Annotated in this window: 13 protein-coding genes and 2 pseudogenes; 8 read left to right on the top strand and 7 right to left on the bottom strand. The window is 61.8% G+C overall.

The window, feature by feature from the left end; translation table 11 throughout:
- Nucleotide 1 precedes the first annotated feature (1 nt).
- The gene (locus AC6RIC_RS23115; RefSeq protein ID WP_499734080.1) at nt 2–1,210 is read right to left on the bottom strand and encodes a Coenzyme F420 hydrogenase/dehydrogenase, beta subunit C-terminal domain; all 1,209 of its coding nucleotides are present in this window, start codon (nt 1,208–1,210) and stop codon (nt 2–4) included.
- Nucleotides 1,211–1,341: 131 nt separating this feature from the next.
- Nucleotides 1,342–2,067, bottom strand: coding sequence for a CatB-related O-acetyltransferase (locus tag AC6RIC_RS23110; RefSeq protein ID WP_499734079.1), 726 nt, complete (start codon nt 2,065–2,067; stop codon nt 1,342–1,344).
- A 540-nt stretch (nt 2,068–2,607) separates the two neighbouring features.
- On the opposite strand from AC6RIC_RS23110, the gene AC6RIC_RS23105 reads away from it, so the two are divergent.
- The 7 genes from AC6RIC_RS23105 to AC6RIC_RS23075 all read left to right on the top strand — a co-directional run bounded on the left by AC6RIC_RS23105 (nt 2,608) and on the right by AC6RIC_RS23075 (nt 13,359).
- Entirely contained in the window at nt 2,608–4,176 is a 1,569-nt protein-coding gene (locus AC6RIC_RS23105) for a right-handed parallel beta-helix repeat-containing protein (RefSeq protein WP_499734078.1), read from the top strand.
- Between the two features lie 471 nt (nt 4,177–4,647).
- Nucleotides 4,648–6,174, top strand: coding sequence for a right-handed parallel beta-helix repeat-containing protein (locus AC6RIC_RS23100; RefSeq protein ID WP_499734077.1), 1,527 nt, complete (start codon nt 4,648–4,650; stop codon nt 6,172–6,174).
- A gap of 322 nt (nt 6,175–6,496) precedes the next feature.
- The gene (locus tag AC6RIC_RS23095) at nt 6,497–7,789 is read left to right on the top strand and encodes an ATP-binding protein (protein WP_499734076.1); all 1,293 of its coding nucleotides are present in this window, start codon (nt 6,497–6,499) and stop codon (nt 7,787–7,789) included.
- Nucleotides 7,790–8,032: 243 nt separating this feature from the next.
- Complete coding sequence (locus AC6RIC_RS23090) at nt 8,033–9,484, top strand: GumC family protein (RefSeq protein ID WP_499734075.1); 1,452 nt, start codon at nt 8,033–8,035, stop codon at nt 9,482–9,484.
- The gene (locus tag AC6RIC_RS23085; protein ID WP_499734074.1) at nt 9,481–11,121 is read left to right on the top strand and encodes an O-antigen ligase family protein; all 1,641 of its coding nucleotides are present in this window, start codon (nt 9,481–9,483) and stop codon (nt 11,119–11,121) included. Before AC6RIC_RS23090 ends, AC6RIC_RS23085 begins: the two co-directional genes overlap by 4 nt.
- 348 nt (nt 11,122–11,469) lie before the next feature.
- A complete protein-coding gene (locus tag AC6RIC_RS23080; RefSeq protein WP_499734073.1) occupies nt 11,470–12,858 on the top strand; it encodes an oligosaccharide flippase family protein in 1,389 nt (462 codons plus the stop codon).
- Nucleotides 12,859–12,897: 39 nt separating this feature from the next.
- A complete protein-coding gene (locus AC6RIC_RS23075; protein WP_499734072.1) occupies nt 12,898–13,359 on the top strand; it encodes an acyltransferase in 462 nt (153 codons plus the stop codon).
- A gap of 139 nt (nt 13,360–13,498) precedes the next feature.
- Here AC6RIC_RS23075 and AC6RIC_RS23070 read toward each other — a convergent pair.
- A pseudogene (locus AC6RIC_RS23070) lies at nt 13,499–13,965 on the bottom strand (transposase); the annotation flags it as partial.
- A gap of 61 nt (nt 13,966–14,026) precedes the next feature.
- On the opposite strand from AC6RIC_RS23070, the pseudogene AC6RIC_RS23065 reads away from it, so the two are divergent.
- A pseudogene (locus AC6RIC_RS23065) lies at nt 14,027–14,250 on the top strand (integrase core domain-containing protein); the annotation flags it as partial.
- A gap of 102 nt (nt 14,251–14,352) precedes the next feature.
- Here the strand turns inward: AC6RIC_RS23065 and AC6RIC_RS23060 are convergent.
- The 4 genes from AC6RIC_RS23060 to AC6RIC_RS23045 are packed head-to-tail and all read right to left on the bottom strand — an operon-like array spanning nt 14,353 to nt 17,769.
- Complete coding sequence (locus tag AC6RIC_RS23060) at nt 14,353–15,237, bottom strand: glycine betaine ABC transporter substrate-binding protein (protein ID WP_499734071.1); 885 nt, start codon at nt 15,235–15,237, stop codon at nt 14,353–14,355.
- A 39-nt stretch (nt 15,238–15,276) separates the two neighbouring features.
- Nucleotides 15,277–16,014, bottom strand: a complete 738-nt coding sequence (locus AC6RIC_RS23055; protein ID WP_499734070.1) for an ABC transporter permease — start codon at nt 16,012–16,014, stop codon at nt 15,277–15,279.
- Nucleotides 16,007–17,119, bottom strand: a complete 1,113-nt coding sequence (locus AC6RIC_RS23050) for an ABC transporter ATP-binding protein (protein WP_499734069.1) — start codon at nt 17,117–17,119, stop codon at nt 16,007–16,009. Before AC6RIC_RS23050 ends, AC6RIC_RS23055 begins: the two co-directional genes overlap by 8 nt.
- The gene (locus AC6RIC_RS23045; RefSeq protein ID WP_499734068.1) at nt 17,116–17,769 is read right to left on the bottom strand and encodes an ABC transporter permease; all 654 of its coding nucleotides are present in this window, start codon (nt 17,767–17,769) and stop codon (nt 17,116–17,118) included. The genes AC6RIC_RS23050 and AC6RIC_RS23045 overlap by 4 nt, the downstream gene beginning before the upstream one ends.
- Between the last annotated feature and the right edge of the window lie 55 nt (nt 17,770–17,824).

The raw sequence follows: 17,824 nt of genomic DNA, 5'->3' as shown, positions 1-17,824 counted from the left end.
ATCACAGTCGTCCCTTGACGGCGCGCAGAGCCGCGCCCAGAAAGCTCCTGAGATTGGCCTTGAGGCCGGACCGCGCTGCAAACGGCCAGAGCGATTGGCCCGAAAAGCGCGTTGCCGGCTTGCCGGCCAATCGCATCGCCAGCAGGCGTGACAATGTCAGGCGGGTGCGGCGAAGCTGGTAGGGCTGCATCAGGGCGATCTCGCGCGTCGCCAGCGGTTCGGTCGCGAGCTGCCCTGTCTGGCGGGCGGCGGCGATGATCGCGGCGCCGAGCGGTGTGCGGCCGAGGACCAGCGAGCGTCCTTCTTGCTCATCGAATGTCGGGTAGCCTGAAGCGTCGCCATACCAGGCATCGGCGCAAACGATGTCGGCCGACATGCCGGTGCCGTCCGCGCAGATCTTGCAGCGCAACTGGACATGTTTGCTGAGGACATTCCCCCAGGACTGAGCATAGGAGATGCTGAATTCCTGTCCTGAAACAGTTCGCGCGACGGCGTTGCCGGGCCAGCCATTGCCGCGGAAACGGAAGGCTTCGACATCGTCCGGAGCCGCGCCCATCTTGCGGATCAGTTGCCGGATGCCGGTGTCGCTGGGGATGCCGCCGCACATGAACCCGATCATCGCCACGACGAGCTGCCCGACGCGCGGGTCATGCTGTGCATAGGCACGCATTGCTGCGATGTCGCAGGGCTTTCCGACCACGACGAAGGGTTGGCCCTCCTCCAGGCACGCGATGATCGCGGTCAATGGTGCCGAGGGCGCATAGCGCGAGCCGCTGGCATGACGGATCTGCCCATCGGTCGTGCTCCGCATCACCCGGTTCAGCCAGGGTACGTCCTCGCTCGCCGCCACCTGCAGCACGTAGCGTGCCTGTCCCGAGAGCAGCAGATGCTCCAGGATAGCCGACAGGGCGCCACCCGAGGACGCCGCCTTGCGCAGGCCTTCATCCGCCGCGTGGCCGGTCGCCACCGTTTCGAGAGGGCCCCATTCCGGGAACTCCGGGTCGATGCGCCCATCGGGGAGATGCACCCGGCTGCCGGGGCATATGTCGGCAATCAGCGCGTCCTCGGCCGGCGTTGGCGTGCCCGTCAGTACCGGACGCAGAAAGCCGGGCTCCGTCATGGCCATCGTCGCCCGCGTGGGGCCGAGCACTGCGGTGCAGAGGCCGCAACCTGAGCAGAGATTGGCCTTCAGGACCGTTGTCAGCAGCATGGAACGCTTTTTCCTGCGTATCTCTCGAAAGCGCATGGCGCGGTGGATGTCGGATCCCGCCGCGCTGCGAGCTGTGAACCGGACCGGGTTCTGAACATCGCAGGCACGGCCCGCTTGAATCGACTGCCTTCCTATGCGTCAGCGCGGGCGGCCGGACAAGCCTCACGCTTGCTCTCCGTGTCGGTGGCCGGGGCCAGCAGCGGGTGCCCGTCCGGCCAGCCCGAAACAGGCAGATTGAGCTCGGCGACGTAACCCTTGAGCTCCTCGATCGGTCTTTCCCACCAGCAGCTGGCCAGGATTCGTGCGCAGATTCCGGGGGCGAAGCGCTTCCGCAGGACCCGGCCGGGATTGCCGGTCACGATCTCGAAGTCGTCGACATCGCGGGTCACGACGGTGCCGGCACCGATCACGGCGCCGATGCCGACGCGCGTGCAGGTTTCGGTGAAGATGACCGACTGGCCGATCCAGGCGTCCGCGCCGATCGAGATCGGCTCGTGCCTGAGCGTGCGCTCTTCGACATGCCCCAGCCTCTCGCTGAAGAAATAGGGATGCATGATGAGATGATCGAGCGGATGATCGAGCCGGCGCATGACGCCGCTCGCTATGGAGACGTATCGGCCGATCCGGGCTCCTCCCGGGAACTGACCGGGCTCGAAACAGGCGCCGTAGCTATGGGCGCCGACCTCCACATTGTGGAAACGTGCGAAGATCAGCCGAAGCGTGGCGCTGCGGAACTGCCCGCCCTCCAGTCTGCCCGCCAATGCCAGCACCCGTCGACGCAGTCGCTTTATCCCATAGAGCCGCAGCAGCAGGGGGGAGAACGCGCTGGTCTTCAGCTCGTCGCTTCCTGTCGTCATGTGCACGGCCCTGACGAAGCGGCGGCATCATGTGCCGCGCAGTAGCCTCGCGATGGTTGGTGCCGGCCGGTGCGATAACCGATCACGAGATTCCGCCTTCTCTTCGTGTTCTGTCCGACGCATGGGTTCGACTAAGCTGGCTCGCTGTCGTCGACGGAAACATGTGGCTCCGTTGCGTCAATCGACTGCATAGCCGCGATCAAGGCTACAAATACAACGGCATGCGTTTCGATTCCGTTGTCTCCCGCAAGTTATCCGAAAACACGCTGCCGCTCGCCTCATAGCGATGATACCGGGCCCATGCTGCGAACCTGAAAGGATGACCCACGCCATTTCCAGGGAGGGAGCACTCCGTGATGGCGTTGCATGTGCTCATGCGACGCGGCCGCCGTTGCCCGGTGCTTGGCGGCCGCGTGAGGAATGCAAGCCGGGGGCAGGCCGGACTTTAGGTCAGTGGTGAATAATGGTATCCGCCGTGGCAGTGTCTCGCTGCAACGCTCAGTCGGACCGGTCGGGCCTTAACAGTGCAGTGGATGTAGGATGACGCTTCATCGGGCTTTCGGGATTGCGCTTTTCTGCCTGGTGACCGTGCTTGCCATGCCGGCGCAAAGTCAGATCCGGGTTTCATCGCTGTCGGAGCTGCTGAGCGCCTTGCAGGCGGCCAGGGGCGGGGAGCATATCGCGCTCGCGCCGGGCGATTATGGCGCGCTTGTCCTGAACGCCAATCGCGATCGTTGGGCGAAATACGGCTCGCCGGTTTCGCTGGTCTCGGCGGATCCAGCTCGGCCGGCCTCGTTTTCGTCGGTTCTTCTGGAAGGCGTCCAGAACCTCACGCTCTCCGGCATAACGTTCAGCTATGTTTTCGCCCAGAACGACAAGATCAATGAGCGGCCATTCTGGCTCCGTAACGTGAAGCGCATTGCGATCACGGATTCACGTTTCATCGGCAGTCTTGCAAGCGGCACCGGCACGCCGGCCGACGGTTTCGCGACCGGAATCGGGTTGTCCGTCGACAGAAGCGAGTCGGTCGATATCTCGCGCAATACCTTCCGCCAGTGGCATAGAGGTGCGGTCTTCCACACGTCGAACGATCTGACCGTTCGTGGCAACGACGTGTCCGAGATGCGTTCCGACGGGATGAATTTCGCGCAGGTCGAAAGGGTTCTGATCGAGCGTAACCACTTTCATGATTTCATGGGCCAGGTCGGCGGCACGGATCATCCCGACATGATCCAGTTCTGGACGAACAAGACCAGGGCGCCCTCGGTCGGAATCACGATTCGGGACAACATCCTTGATCGGGGGGCGGGGACCTGGACCCAGTCGATCTTCATACGCAACGAAGAGGTCGACAGAAAACGGGCCGGGCACGAGATGTTCTATCGTGATATGGTGATCACGGGCAATGTGATCCGCAACTCGCATCTTCACGGCATCACCGTGGGAGAAACCGCGGGCCTCACGATCGCGAACAATACCCTGATGCAGGCCGAGGCTTCACCGCGCCCGCTTCACGTCACTGTGCCGGGCATCAACGTCAATGTCGCCGCCGAGGGCGTTCGCATCGAAGGCAATATCGCGCCGCGCTTCACCGAATTCGGTGAGGCGATCAAGGGATATGCCGAGATCGGCGGAAGCGCCAGGGAGGGCTGGGCCTTTGCCAGAAATGTCCGCGTGCAGCGCAATTTCCCGCGGGCGAAGGATTTCTACACCAACGTCTTCGTCGATGCCCTCGCGGAGGGCCGCGTGCCGCCGCAGAAGTTGCAGCGGCTGCCCCCCGAGGTCGGGGCTACCCCGGCGGATATCGGGGCGGCGCAATCCGCCTTCGATCCGAAGCCGGCGGCCACGACGGTGATCGTCCTGTCGTCGCCCGAGCCGGGGGAGCGCAGTGCCAACCAGCGCCTCGATGCATCGATGGTCTTCGGACCTGCCGGCAAGATCGATACGGCAGGGGCAAGCGCCGAGTGGGATCTCGGGAATAGTGTCACCAAATCGGGATTGGTGGTTTCGCATCGGTTCCCGGGGCCGGGATCGCACCGCGTTTCCGTTGCGGTGACGCTGGCAAACGGTTTGCGCGTAGTCGGTACCCGGACTCTCTTTGTCGAATAGTCGGGTCTGCGGGCGGCGTGGTCGCAGCGGGCGGTGGCGTGAAACGCGATCTCGAGCCGCTGACGATGTGGACGGTTGCTCGAGGTCTTGGTGCTTCCAGCCCTGGCCTGGTCAATCGCTGAGCGCTTGTGGTCGAAGCGCGAGAGCTGCAAGAGCCTGACGAAACCTTCCGGAACGCGCTGCCATTCTGTGGCGCTCGTGTTCCATCATCGGGAGGGCAAGCGGCTGCGCTGACCGACACGGCTTCGCCGCGCAACGAGTTCGCGACCGTCGCGATCGAACAGGGCTCTGAAACGCTCCGCGGGCGAGCATCATTATGCTCAACAGAGCATTAAATCGAGATCAAGGAATTGCTTTAAATGCAATTCTGGTCTCGTATCCAATATTAGAAAATCTATGAAATCTTCTAGGGAAGATGGGGCGTGACGATGAGTTTCTCCGCATCGATGATGTATCTTCTGGGAGAAGTTCATGCCTTCCAAGCACGTCGTTACGGTTTCTAATCAGGCAGAATTGTCTGCGGCTTTGAAAGGGCGTGGAGCAGATACTGTCATTGTTCTCAAGGAAGGGAACTATGGCGACTTCGCTTTCAACGCCAAGGAAAGCCCGCTCGCCGTCAATCTCGTTGCTGCCGATCCCTCGAAGCCGCCGGTCTTCAGCACGCTGTCGATCGCCAATGCGAATGGGGTGAGCATCGCCGGCGTAACCTTCACGCCCAAGGACGACACCAAGTTCGCAAACGGCCTGACCTTGCGTGGTTGTGACGACGTGACGTTGACGAACAACACATTTGCCGGCGGGCCGGACGGCATGAATTCGCAGCAGCGCGGCCTGCTGATCGACCGGTCGTCGAACGTCGTCGTTCATGACAACGATTTTTCCGGGCTGATGCGCGGCGCCGTCTTCACCGAGACCGTCGGCATCGAAGTCACCGGCAACACTCTGCATGATCTGCGCAGCGAAGGCTTCAACTTCGCCGGCGTGAAGGACGTCGAGATTTCCGGCAACGACCTGCGGAATTTCCATCCGGTCGCCGGCGATCATGCCGATTTCATCCAGTTCTGGACCCGCGGCGCGAAGACCGCCTCCGAGAACATCCATATCCACGACAATACCATGATCCAGGCCAAGACCGGTCTTTCGGTCCAGGGTATCTTCATGGACAACGATGACGGCATCGCCTACCGCAACGTCGTCATCGAGAACAACGTGATCCAGTCCGGTTCGCCACGCGGCATCCTCGTGGAGCAGGCCGTCGGCGTGAAAGTGGTCAACAACGCGGCGCTGGCGGTCGAGGGGGCCGACTTGAAGCTCAATGTCTCGGTCATCGAATCGAGCAAGGTGCTCGTTGCCGACAACACGGCCAATGCCTTTACCCTGAAGGACAATGTCGATCAGGTCGACACGGGCAACGCCACGATCCTGAAGCCCGTCGACGGAAGCAAGTGCCTGACTGCCGAGCAGGTTCTGGCATTGCGGCATGATGCGCCGTTCATCAGGGGGACCGATGGCGATGACAAATTGACCGGCACGAACCGGGACGACGTGTTGGTGGGCGGTGCCGGCAACGACACGATCGCGGGTGGCCGCGGCGACGACATCCTGATCGGCGGCGCGGGCAACGATGTGCTGACCGGGAGCACGGGCGCCGACCGCTTCGTGTTTTCCGCGCCGGGGCGCAACACCTGCGAGAACGATCGCGTCATGGACCTGTCCTTCGCTGACGGCGATGTGATCGAACTGAGCGGGTTCGGCGCGAAGGTGTTCGGAAAGGCGGCCGGGGTGGGCCTCGTCTCGGACGGCAAGACATCGGGCGTGGTGCTGGATTCTGTCAATGACCTCGTCGAGCTGTCCAAACTCGATTCAGTGACGATCTCGCGCAAGGGCAAGACCGACCTCATCACGCTTTCGATCCATGATGACAATGGCGGCGTCCTCGATATCCAGCTATCGAACATGTATAACAACTACGCGAGCGTCGGCGGTTCGTTGATCTGATCGCCTGAAAACTCGGACTTGATTGTCACAATTCATGTGATCCGGCCTGTCGGCGGGCATTATTCGGCAAAGCACGGCGATCGGAAAATTAACCGGCCTAGTTTTTGCTGGAGATTGCCCTAACGACAGGTCGGTGGCCGTGTGCGCTTTTCCCGACACTGTGATAGAGGCCTCGAGGGACCGCGGCTGCCGCCCTGGTTTCGGAAGCCGACGAGTAGCACCCGGTAGGTAGGACATGTCGTTCGTCAAGAATATGATAGCAAATCTGGCGAGCCGACGTTCGGGATTTGCATCTGCTGGAAAGGGGCAGCGACAGGATTCCGTGCAACCGCGTGGCCGCGGCCGCTCTGCAGTGGATCTTGAGGAGGAGCTGTCTTTCCGGTTCCTGGCCTCCGATAACCTGCTCGGAGATGTCGGGAGCGAGAAGCTGCTTCGTGCGATCAAGTCCTTCGCGCCGAGCCAGCCGACGCAGAGCATCGCGCAGTTCGCGGGGCGCGCGAATATCCTGACGCAGGTCATCACCGCGATCGAGGAGCACCGCAACCACCTGGTCCTGTTCGGCGGGCGCGGCACGGGCAAGACCTCGCTCGCTCTGGCGATGTCGTCCGTGGCGCGCCGCGTCGGCTACCACTGCTCCTATGTATCCTGTACGCGCGAGAGCACGATCGACTCGATCTTCCGGTCTGCGCTGTCGGAGTTGCCGATCCGCTACGATCACCAGTTCGATCCGCGCAACGAGGATGTCGATCCCAATCTCAGCTTCGAGTCGCTGGCGCCACAGGGCGAGATGACCCCGCAGATCCTGGCGGATGTGCTGGCGCGCATCAGGAGCACGCGGCTTCTGATCGTGATCGACGAGTTCGACCGGAACGAAAACCCGACCCTGACCCGCGATCTCACCGAGATCATGAAGGTGCTGTCGGATCGTGCCATCCCGGTGCAGATCGTCATCGTCGGCGTCGGCGATGTCGTGGATAATTTGGTGGGCGAACACTCCTCGATCGCGCGTGTGCTCTACGTCGTGCGCCTGACCAGCATGTCCGACCAGCAGATCCGGGACACGCTCGCATTGGCGTCCAGGCATGCCGGCGTCGAGATGCGCCCGGAGGTGACGGAGGCCATCGTCAACATCTCCTATGGCCGGCCGTATATTGCGCGCCTCGTCGGGCTCAAGGCCGCGAAGATGTCGCTGTTGCGTGGAGCGGCTTTCGTCGAGATGGAGGATTTCAGGTCAGGAACCGAAGAGCTCCTCGGCTATCTCGATTCCGCCGGTTTCGGTCATGCCGGGCGCTTTATCGGTGCCTCGGCGGCGAATGTGTCGCTCTTCGTCGCGATGCTCAGATGCAAGCGCGATTCCTCGGACCGTTTCACGGTCAGCGATGTCTGCGACGTATTGACGGAGCGGCCGTCGAGCGTCGATTTCCGTCCGAGCGTCGAGCAGGCGATCGAACTTCTGGCATCGTCGGAATTCGGCCTGCTGACTGTCACGCCAGGCCCCGTGCCGCTGTGCCAGTTCGTGGATCCGCGGGCCGAACTCTGTATTTCGATCCTGTGCGGCCGGGCCTTGGGCCGGCTTCCGCGGGCGCATGGCAATGTTCAGGCCCTGCATCCCTGAGGCGACGGAGCGGCAACTGAGTGCAAAGACGCTGCGGGAATGCGGGCGCGCAAGGTTAACCCTGCTGGGCTTTCCATGGTGTGACTGTTGCAACGCAACGTAAAAAACCGTATCAGAATAGAATGGCGGAGAACGCGTCAGAGCTTCCTCTATAAAGTGCGGAAATAGCTGCGCCGGGCCGTCAGGGCGCGCTGGCTGCCACGGAAAACGTGAAAACAGGGTCACCGGCGGGCGAGATTACAGATGAATCTGCACCAGCTTTGGAAAATACTGTTGAGCCGGCACTGGATCATCTGGTGCGTTTTTGCGGCGTCCGTCCTGTCGGCCTTTGTCGGTACGCGTTTCGTCAAGTCGCAATACACCGCGACGACGCAACTCTACGTCAACTTGTCGGAAGCGAATGCCGCGACGAACACGCTGGTCCCCGGCGCCGTCGTCAGAAACTATATCAGCACGCAGATCGAGGCCATCCGGAGCCGCGGCACAGCGCTCTTGGTCGTCGAGCGCGAGAACCTGGCAGCCGATCCGCGCTGGCAGGCCGCGTTCGCGGCTACGCCCGAGAACGGGGAGCGGATCGAGGACTGGATCGCCGCTATTCTCATGCGCGGGCTGGAGGTGGTGCGTCAGGGTGCCAGCGACGTGATTTCCGTCAGCTATCGCAGCGTCGATCGGGAGCTGGCCGCGAAAATGGCCAATGCTTTCGCCAGCGCTTTCCTGCAGAAGGATGTCGAGCTCCGGACGGGGTCGGCTCAAGAGCTTTCCAAGTGGTATGACGAGAGGCTGTCGCTGCTGCGCGTCCGCTTCCTCGATGTCGAGACGAAGCGGTCCGAACTCCGGCTGGAGGCGATCCGCCGGGGCGATGTCGAGGCGGCAGGTGCGCAGGACCCGTTCTCGTCGATGACCACCCAGATGGCTCAGGCGCGCAATGCCGTGCTTCAGGCGAAGGCGGCGCTCGATCTGGCGCGCAGCGGCCAGAGCCCGGCTGCCGAGAATCCCGAGCTTTTGGCTCTGCGGCGTCAGGTCACCGATACCGAGCTCGCGCTGAAGCGCGAATTGCCGCTGCTGGGCGAAGGCCATCGGCGCATTCAGTTTCTGAGGACGAATCTCCAGCAGTCGAAAGTGCAGGTCGACGCTGCCGTCGTCCGGCTGCGTGCGGAACTGGTTGCCGACAAGGAACGGGAACTGGCGACCGCGGAGCGTCGCGTGCAGGAAACCGCGGCGCAGATGAGCCGCGACGAGACGCAGCGGCATGACCAGGTCAAGAGCCGGGCTTCCGCTACGGCGCTCGACCGGGAGCTCGAGAGCCTGCGGTCGCAGATCGATCTTCTGGTGCAGCGGCGGGAACGCTCGATTGTCGAGAGCGCGGTGTCCCAGACCAACACCAGCATCCTGTCTCCGGCGGCGGTTCCGGCAAGCCCGAGCTGGCCCCGCATTCCGCTGGTCATGGCGGTTGCGGCGGCGCTCGGATTGGCCTTTGGCCTGGCGCTGGCATTCCTGCGTGAGATGTTCGACCGTCGTGTCCGCTGCACCGATGACCTGACGGCCTATTTCAATGCTCCCCTGCTCGGAGACATCAAGGGGCCGAAGCTTTCGGCGGGCATGGCCAAGCTGCCGCCGAGTCTCGATCGCCTGGCCGGGCGGTGGGGAGGCGAGGCACCGAGGATGCTCCAGCCTGCGGCCGAGGCGATAAGGTGAGTTTGGCGAGCTCGTCAGGCGCGCGCAGGTCGGTATTCCCAATCTCCGCCGATGCCCGCTGGGCATCGGCGTTCCTGTTGTTCGGTGCGCTCGTCGGGCTGTTCATGCCGGTCGCGCTCGAAGGTGGGCTTGAAGCTTATTTCCTGATCCTGGGGCTCATCATCGTCGTCGTGATTTTCTCGATGCCGAAGAAGAAAGCCTTCAGTGACCGGGCTTGCTGGATCATATTTCTCGTCTTTTTGGCGCTTTACTCGATCTACCCGCACTACATCTCGCTGAGGATCAGCGGATTGCCGTGGGTGAGCCCGGTTCGAATCGCTCTTGCGCTGTTGTTCTTCGTCTGGCTCTACGCTTTCAGGCATTCCCCGGACATGGGAGAGACCCTGCGCCGACACATCCGCGAGAACCGGATGTTCTTCGTTTTCTTCGGGATATTTATCGGGTCGCAGCTTCTGAGTCTGGCGACGTCCCACATGCTCTCGCAGTCGCTGACCAAGTTCCTGCTGTTTCAGTTCACCTGGACATTTCCGTTCCTGGCAACGATCACGCTGATCCGGACGGAGCAACGCCTTAGGCTCGTTGCGGCACTGTTCGTCGTGTTCGCGGCTTTTCAGTGTGCGGTCGGTTTCCTGGAGGCCAGGCTTGAGCGCTTGCTCTGGCTGGATTTCCTGCCGCCTGGCTTCGGCGCGGATTCCGAGATCCTGCTCCGGATCATCCAGGGGCAGTTCAGGGCCGACGGCTACCGCGTTCAAGGCTCTTTCTCGGTGAGCCTGATTTACGCCGAATACCTCGTCATGATGCTACCCTTCGCGATCTTTGCCTTTATCGGTGGGCGCACGCGTTTCGTGCGTCTTGCGGGGCTGATGACGGCGGTCGCGATCCTGCCGGCTCAATTCCTGTCGGGCGCGCGTCTCGGCACGGTGGGAACGATCATCGTTCTCCTGCTCTTCCTGATCGTCCATGTCATCCGGGTGAAGAAGGCGGACAAGCGCAGCATGTTGGGGCCATTCCTCGTGCTGATGCTGCCGTTTGCGCTGGCTATGTTCGGCGCTGCCTATGTCGCGAGCCCGCGTTTGCAGTCGATGACCATCGGCGGCGGGCAGCATCAGGCGAGCACCGATGGCCGGATCGAGCAGGTGAAGAGGGCGATACCGCGGATCGCGGAAAGGCCGGTGTTCGGACATGGTATCGGGATCGGTGCCGAGACGCTCGGCTTCCGAAATCTGGCGGGAGTACTGACGATCGACAGTTATGCCCTGAACCTCCTGCTTGAAGTGGGGCTTGTTGGCACCGTAGGGTTCGTCGGCATGCTCGGATGGACGATCATAGCCGGGGTTCGCACGAGCTTTCGAACGGGTGAGCAGCCGAATTATCTGGGGGGCGCCGTTGCTCTTTCGGCTGCCGTTTTTGTGACCACGAAACTCGTGCTGTCCCAGGTCGATACGCAGCCGCTGATTTTCATCGTGATGGGACTGGGCCTGGTCGTGCGCAACGGGCTTCAGCCTTTGCAGGCGGCAGGTGCAAGCAACACGGTGAGGAGCGAGCCGGGCATCCGGAGGCGGCCGGCACGTATGCCGGTTGGAACGGCCGGCGCTGCGGCATCACAGGCGCGGCTGGAGCGGTTTCGGCCCGGATAAATCGTTTGCGATGCGAGGCGTCGCAGGGAACCCGGGCTGAGCGGGATGGCGTGCTTGCTCCCCGGGATAGCCATCGCCGATCACTTTGGGGAAGGCGTGCCGCGATGCAATTCGGCCGCTGTCATTGCGACGAGACGATCCGATTCACCGCTGGCTCGACCGCGCGGGGAGCGTGTCGCGTGACGTTGAAGAACGATGATACTCGCCCTGTACGCTCCTCAAAAAGCTGAACTCAGCGTGAGCCGCAAAACAAGCATGCACAAGTGCAACATCTATCCGAATGCCAATTAATCTCGTCTCTGGAAGCTGCTATCGTTTGGTCTCGATAACCAAGGCTGGCGCGATAAAATGTTGAGTGGAAAGCTCGGAACGGTCGCTGTCGGCTACGGTCTTTGGCAAGCGCTGACAATGGTTCGCGTATTTGCGCTGGCCATGATCCTTCCGACGGCCGAGTTCGGCTTGATCGCTGCGATCACGATCATTGTCCTCTTTTCCGAAACCGGAATTGATCCCCGCTGGGACAACTTTCTGATCAAGGCCAACCGATCAGAGCAGCGTGAATATCAGGGAACGATCCAGACGCTTTACTTGATGAAAGGCCTTATCGTTGCCGCGCTGATGTACCTGACGGCGGGAGTGAGCTCAAGCCTGTTCCAGGCTGCTGAGCATCGATTCAGCTTTCAGATCATTGCTATCATCCCGATTATGTCCGGATTCATGCATACGGACTACAGAAGGCAGCAAGCCGATAATAATTTCAAGCCAGAAATATTGATGATCAATATTGGTGAGATCGTTTGCGTTCTGGTTTCTTTACCACTTGCTTTTGCGCTGGAGACGCATGTCGCTGGTGTTGCGGGCCTCATTGCGCGGACGGCGACGATGACGATCGTCACGCACGTTACAAGCCAGGAAAAATACCGTCTGGAGTTCGACCGATCAAAAGTGCCAACCTTATTTTCCTATGGAACGCCTTTGATTTTCAATAGCATAATAATGTATTCTTCGACCCAGATAGACCGGGTGACTGTCGGTATCTTCACCGATCCGGCTAAGCTTGGTGTATACTCGTTGCTTCTGCAGGTGATAAGCGCTCCAGCCGCGGTGATCATGAGGGCTACGGGAAATGTCGCGCTCCCGCTGCTCATGGCAGCTCAAAGTGACGCGGAGCGGGACAAGAAGGCGCGGGTTCTGGTCGAGAATGGCCTTATCGGCATCAGTTTTCTGTTTGCCTTGTTCGCGATCCTGTTCGTGGCGGATGTTATCGGCTTGTTGCTGGGGGCTCGTTACAAGCCGGAGGCCATGCTCGTCCTGGTCGTGGCTCTCTCCGCCGCCTTTCGGATCATGCGCGTTTGGCCGACCCAGGTGGCCCTGTCGCGGCAGCAGACCAAGCAGGTTCTCAATAATACGCTGACGCGCGCCGCCGTCATGCCGCTCAGCGTCTTGGCAGGTTATTCCGGCCTGGGTCTCGTCGCGGTATCAGGCGCGATGCTGTTGGGGGAAGCGGTGTCATTTGTCGTCGCGGTTCTGGGGATTACCGAACGTGACCGCGGCGGTTCTTTGTCGATCTGGCGTAATGCGGTTCAATCGATTGCAGTATTAACGTTAGCGGGCATCTTTGTTATCGAGATTGATGCTGGTGTGATCGGATTTGCTATAAAAATTCTGGTTGCGGGCACTTTCCTAGCCTTAATCGGACGTAAGGTTTCAAGGGTGTACAAAATTTCCAGATCCTGAGCCAAGGCGCCGGATTGTAAAGCTCATGCGAGGGCATTGATGATCAAGCTTGCGAGGTTCAAGCCTGTCTTTCTAAGAAACTCTTTGCGCCGCGTCTTTATCCATATGAGATGGGCTTATTATGTGTATTTCTGGAAGATGGACATTCACAAGGAAACACTGATTTCGTTGAAGGCGCATTTGGACAAGTCGCATCCGAGAGGTGTTCATATTGGCCGTGGAACCGCGATCTCGTTTGGTGCGACGATCCTTTCGCACGATTACGTGCGGCGCATGTACGCGGATACGAGAATTGGGGAGTTCTGTCAGATTGGTGCTCGTAGCATCATCATGCCGGGCATCACGGTTGGCAATCACAGTATTGTAGCTGCAGGCGCCGTCGTGACGAAAGATGTGCCGGATAATTGCATCGTTGGAGGCAATCCAGCCAAGATCATCAAGCAGGGCATCGATACGACATACTGGGGCAGGCTGAAGGAGTTCGACGACGGTCGCCACTAGAGCGCGAGCTGACTCGGGAAAACGGGGCGGCCGGACAAGTGGAGTTTCTGCCTGAAGGCGGCATGATTGCCGCGACAGGAGAGACCATGGCGAAACGACCGCGGCGGAACCACACGCCGGCCGAGTTCGCCCTCAAATCCCTGCGAGCCCCATAAATCTCATGACTGCCCGCATGGGAGTGCCTAATGAGCTCCAGCAATCGGGCATCCTCGATGCCGCTATCCTATACCGGGGCATAAAACCCGGCCCTGGCAACCCGCAGGACACGGCACATCAGGGTGACGGCATAGTCATGCCGATGCTCATTCATGAAGCAGTACTTCACTCGGGTTGCCTGGCAAAGTACCGCGCGGCTTTTTTTAGCAGATCGCGCTCTTCCTCGATCCGACGCATCTCAGCCCTCAAGCGAAGAATCTCGCTCCTGGCTTCCAGGAGCTCCTTCGACTGCTGCTCGGATCGGTCGGGTGAAACCGCCTTCACCCACTTGTACAGGCTGTGTGCGGAGACGCCCAGGCGCGTTGCGACATCGGGCACGGAGTAACCCCGCTCGACGACTTGCCTGACCGCCTCCTCCTTGAACTCCGGTGCAAATCTCTGCGCACTCATGACCAACCTCCTGTGCTCAAAGGATGGGTCGGCGGTGTCTAACGGACCGGGGGCAGTCCACATCGCGCCCGGCAGTCCTGGGAGAACGGCTTCATCGAGTCGTTCAATGCCCGATTGCGCGACGAACTCCTCGACGGCGAGATCTTCTACACCCTCGCGGAGGCGAAGATCGCCGTCGAAAGCTGGCGGCGGCACTTCAACACCGTGCGCCCGCATGGCTCGCTCGGATACAAGTCTCCCGCGCCGGAGGCCTTCATCCCCGCCATGACCGCACGGGCGGCTGCGCAAGCCAGATCAGCTACGCCGCTCGCACTGGCGCCGAGGCCAATCGTCCACGAACATCGTAATGGACCTCTCGGCGGGGGCGGATTCACCCCTCCAAACTGCCTAGCTCAAGCCGCTTTCCGCCAGGAACTGGCGCGCAACCTCCTCGATCGGTGTCTTATTGACATCGACCTTCGCATTGAGGCCCTGCAGGACCTCATCGGAAAGCTTGCCGGAGAGCGCGTTGAGCGCCGCTTCGAGAGCCGGATTGGCCTTGAGCACCTCGGTGCGCACCACCGGCACGGCGGCGTAGTTCGGGAAGAACTCCTTGTCGTCGGCAAGCACGCGGAATTTGAAGGCCTGGATGCGCCCGTCGGTGGCGAAGACGAGGGCGGCGTCGACCTGGGAATCACGCAGCGCCTGATAGGTCAGGCCGGAATCCATCGGCTTCAGATTGGCGCGACCGGCCTTGAAGCCATAGGCCGTCTGGAGGCCCGGCAGCCCATCGGGTCGCCCTGAGAATTCGGCGTTGATGGCGATGCTCAGCGGCTTCTTCGTGTTGAAGGCAGCCGCGAGGTCCGACAACGTCTTGACCGAAGCCGTCTTGGGATCATCGGCGCGGACGGCGAGCGCATAGGTGTTGTTGGCGCTCGAGGGCTGCAGCCAGGTCAGGTCGAGCTTGCCGTCGAGTTCCTTGACGCGCTCATAGGTTTTCTCGGTGCTCAGGCGCTCATTGATCTTGTTGTAGGTGACGAGGGAAGTACCGGTATACTCCCAGTAGACGTCGATCTGGCCGCCGATCTGGGCATCGCGCAGCACCTGCGAGCCGAGACCATCGCGCTTGTCGACCTCGAAGCCCTTTTTCTTGAGCAATTGCGTGGTCACCTCCGCGAGCAGCAGTTGCTCCGTGTAATTCTTGCCGCCGACGACGATGGGCTTGGCCTGTACGGGCAGCGCCCAGAGGGCTGCGAGCGCGGCCATGGCGAAAATGCGCGACGAAAGCTTCATGCCTGGTCTCCTTGAAGCTACGGGGGAAGGTCGGAAGGGTCAGCGTGACGGGTTGACGCCTCGCGGAATGGTCCAGAACTGGAGCTGGGCCATGATGAAGTCGATCAGCACCGCCAGCATAGCGGTGGGGATGGCGCCGGCGAGCATGGTGCCGAACTCGTTCAGCGCGATGCCGGTGAAGATCAGTTCGCCGAGCCCGCCGCCGCCGACCAGGAAGGCCAGCGGCACGGTGCCGACATTGATCGCGAGCGCGGTGCGGATGCCGGTGTAGATCACGAACAGGCTGTTCGGCAGCTCGACCTGGAGCAGCGTGTGGCGGGCCGAAAGTCCCATGCCGCGCGCCGCCTCGAGCAGATGCGGCGGCACGGCACGCAGGCCCGCCATCGTATTGCTGACGATCGGCAACAGGGAGGCGACGAACAACGCGAAGATCGCTGAGCCATTGCCGATGCCGAGCAGGCTCATCGAAAGGGCGAGCACCGCGAGCGTCGGAATCGTCGCTCCGACATTCAGGACCTGCAACGCCATGTCGCCGAGCCGGCGAAAGCGCGGCCGGGTGAGAAGAACGCCGAGGGGCACGCCGAGCAGGATCGCGGCGCCGCCCGACAGGGTCACCAGCTCGATGTGCTGCCAGCCGAGAAAGGCGATATCGTCCCATTTCTCGAGCAGTCCCGGCAGCAGGCCGCCGGCCCAGGCCCAGGCTCCGAGCAGGAAGACGGCGAGATGGACGCCATTGCGGCGCAGCCGGGTCAGCATGGGCAAAACGCCGTCAGCCATCCCGGTAGGTCTCCGAGAGCAGGCGCGTCATGCCGCGCAGGGTGATGTAGCCGACGAACATGCCGTCCTCGTCGACACAGGCGAGCCAGGAGACGTCGTGGCGGAACATCGTTGAGACCGCGGTGCGCAGATCCTCATGCGGCTTGATCGTCGTCGGCAGGGTTTCGTGATTCTCGCCGACCATGCCGCCGGCGCTGCGCGCCGCCTGGAGGGAGACGTAGCCGCGTGCCCGTCCGCGCGGCCCGACCATCACAATCGCCTGGTGGCCATGCGCCTCCATCGTTGCGATCGCCTGTTTCAGGCTGTCGGTGGCGCGGACCCGCGGCGGGTCTGCCAGCATGGCGTCGCGCACCTTCAGCAATTGCAGGCGCTTCAGCGTCCGGTCGCCACCAACGAAATCGGACACGAAACTGCTGGCTGGATGGGCGAGGATGTTGTCCGGCGTATCGTACTGGACGATGCGCCCATCCTTGAAGATCGCAATCCGGTCGGCCATTTTCACGGCCTCGTCGATGTCGTGGCTGACGAACAGGATGGTCTTGCGGATCTGCGCCTGCATCTTCAGGAACTCGTCCTGGATGATCACGCGATTGATCGGGTCGATGGCGCCGAAGGGCTCGTCCATCAGCAGGACCGGCGGATCGGCGGCGATGGCGCGTAGCACGCCGATGCGCTGCTGCTGCCCGCCCGAAAGCTCGAGCGGATAGCGGTGCAGGAAGGCGCCGGGCTCGAGCGCGACCATGTCGAGCAGCTCGGCCGCCCGCTCGCGCGACTTGCGCCGGTCCCAGCCGAGGATGTCGGGGACGATGCAGATATTGTCCTCGACGGTCTTGTTGGGGAACAGGCCGATCTGCTGGATGACGTAGCCGATGCTGCGCCGCAGCTGCGTGACGTCGCAATCGTTCGTGCTGCGTCCGTCGATCAGGATGTCGCCCGAGCTCGGCTCGATCAGCCGGTTGACCATCTTCATCGTCGTCGTCTTGCCGCAGCCGGAAGGGCCGAGCAGGACGCAGATCTCGCCTTCGGGCACTTCCAGCGACACGCGGTCCACGGCGGGCGTGGTGCTGCCGGCGAAGGTCTTGCTGACCTCGTGCAGTCTGATCATCTGGTCCTCAATCCCGGTGAGGTGAGCTTCCGCTGCAGCCACAGCAGGGCGAGGTCGGCGACGACAGCGAGCAGGCTGACGGCGAGCGCTCCGGTGATGAGCTGGCGCGGGTCGGTCTGGCTGATGCCGCGCGAGATGAAGGTGCCGAGCCCGCCAGCGCCGATATAGGCGGCGATCGCGGTGACCCCGATGTTCATCACCACTGCGAGCCTCACGCCGGTCATGATCACCGGCAGGGCGAGCGGCAGCTCGACCTCCCGCAGTCTCTGGCCTCTGGTCAAACCCATGCCGCGCGCAGCTTCTCGCAGGGCCGGATCAAGATTGCGGATCGCTGCGTATGTATTCCGGATGATCGGGAGCTGTGAATAGAGTAATACCGCGATCACTGCCGGCAGGTAGCCGATCCCGTGACCGACCAGCGAGAGCAGCGGGATCATCATCCCGAACAGCGCGATCGACGGGATGGTGATCAGCATCGACGCGACATAAAGCACGCCATCCGCCACGCGCCGGTTCTGGCTGAGCGCGATGCCTATCGGCACACCCGTGAGGATGGCCAGAGCGACCGCGACCCCGACGATGGCGATGTGCTCGCCGGTCCGGGTGACGATGAGCCCCCAGTTCAAAATGATGTAATTGAGAATGTCCATTGCGTTGATGCGGCTTTTAGAGCAGGCTATCCCGACTTGGCAACCCATTCTTGGG

The sequence above is a fragment of the Allobosea sp. TBD101 genome, from assembly GCF_059817965.1.
The sequence above is the reverse complement of the archived record's forward strand: the minus strand, read 5'-3'. Positions and strand labels throughout refer to the sequence as shown.

Excerpts from the sequence above, each read along its gene's own strand:
- AC6RIC_RS23115 (WP_499734080.1), bottom strand. The coding sequence starts at position 1,210 with ATGCTGCTGACAACGGTCCTGAAGGCCAATCTCTGCTCAGGTTGCGGC.
- AC6RIC_RS23110 (WP_499734079.1), bottom strand. The coding sequence starts at position 2,067 with ATGACGACAGGAAGCGACGAGCTGAAGACCAGCGCGTTCTCCCCCCTG.
- AC6RIC_RS23105 (WP_499734078.1), top strand. The coding sequence starts at position 2,608 with ATGACGCTTCATCGGGCTTTCGGGATTGCGCTTTTCTGCCTGGTGACC.
- AC6RIC_RS23100 (WP_499734077.1), top strand. The coding sequence starts at position 4,648 with ATGCCTTCCAAGCACGTCGTTACGGTTTCTAATCAGGCAGAATTGTCT.
- AC6RIC_RS23090 (WP_499734075.1), top strand. The coding sequence starts at position 8,033 with ATGAATCTGCACCAGCTTTGGAAAATACTGTTGAGCCGGCACTGGATC.
- AC6RIC_RS23080 (WP_499734073.1), top strand. The coding sequence starts at position 11,470 with ATGTTGAGTGGAAAGCTCGGAACGGTCGCTGTCGGCTACGGTCTTTGG.
- AC6RIC_RS23075 (WP_499734072.1), top strand. The coding sequence starts at position 12,898 with ATGATCAAGCTTGCGAGGTTCAAGCCTGTCTTTCTAAGAAACTCTTTG.
- AC6RIC_RS23060 (WP_499734071.1), bottom strand. The coding sequence starts at position 15,237 with ATGAAGCTTTCGTCGCGCATTTTCGCCATGGCCGCGCTCGCAGCCCTC.
- AC6RIC_RS23055 (WP_499734070.1), bottom strand. The coding sequence starts at position 16,014 with ATGGCTGACGGCGTTTTGCCCATGCTGACCCGGCTGCGCCGCAATGGC.
- AC6RIC_RS23050 (WP_499734069.1), bottom strand. The coding sequence starts at position 17,119 with ATGATCAGACTGCACGAGGTCAGCAAGACCTTCGCCGGCAGCACCACG.
- AC6RIC_RS23045 (WP_499734068.1), bottom strand. The coding sequence starts at position 17,769 with ATGGACATTCTCAATTACATCATTTTGAACTGGGGGCTCATCGTCACC.